Genomic DNA, 582 nt, shown 5'->3' with positions numbered 1-582 from the left:
GCCGTGGAGATCGTGGAGCTGCCGGCCGGACGTGAGACCGCGCCCGAACAGCCCGCACAGCCCGCACAGCCCGAACAACCCGAACAACCCGAACAGACCGAACAGCCGGAACGGCCGGAACAGCCGGAACAGACCGACTGACGTGTCCCGACCCCACCCCGCGGAGTCGTTCGGCACCGCGGCGCTGCGGGACGGCCTCGGATCCGCGTGGCGATCCTCGCCGACACGGCTGCGGGAAGACGCTGCCACCGAGGCGGCTCTGGTGCGCGCCGGTTACCGCGACCGGGTGCTCACCGAATTGGCCCAGAACGCGGCCGACGCCGCGAGCCGCGCGGCAGTGGCCGGAACACTGCGAGTGTGGTGCGAGGGCACCGAACTGCACGTCGCGAACACCGGGGAACCGCTCGACGAAGCGGGAGTGCAGGCGCTGACGGCGCTGCGCGCGTCGAGCAAGGCCGGAGGCGTCGGACGATTCGGTGTCGGTTTCACCGCGGTGCTGTCGGTGGCCGACGAGGGCGAGATACGTTCCCGCACCGGGTCCGTGCGGTTCTCCGCCGCCGACACCCGCTCGCTGCGCGCCGA

1 protein-coding gene is annotated in these 582 nt (G+C 72.2%); it reads left to right on the top strand.

The genetic code is table 11. The features are described from left to right. Window positions 1-142: 142 nt before the first annotated feature. On the top strand, window positions 143-582 hold a 440-nt coding region (locus tag Q8814_RS26420), incomplete at its 3' end, for a sacsin N-terminal ATP-binding-like domain-containing protein (protein WP_408015992.1).

The sequence above is a fragment of the Rhodococcus chondri genome (genome assembly GCF_036327435.1).
In the GTDB taxonomy this organism is placed as follows: Bacteria; Actinomycetota; Actinomycetes; order Mycobacteriales; family Mycobacteriaceae; genus Rhodococcus; species Rhodococcus chondri.
The sequence above is the reverse complement of the archived record's forward strand: the minus strand, read 5'-3'. Positions and strand labels throughout refer to the sequence as shown.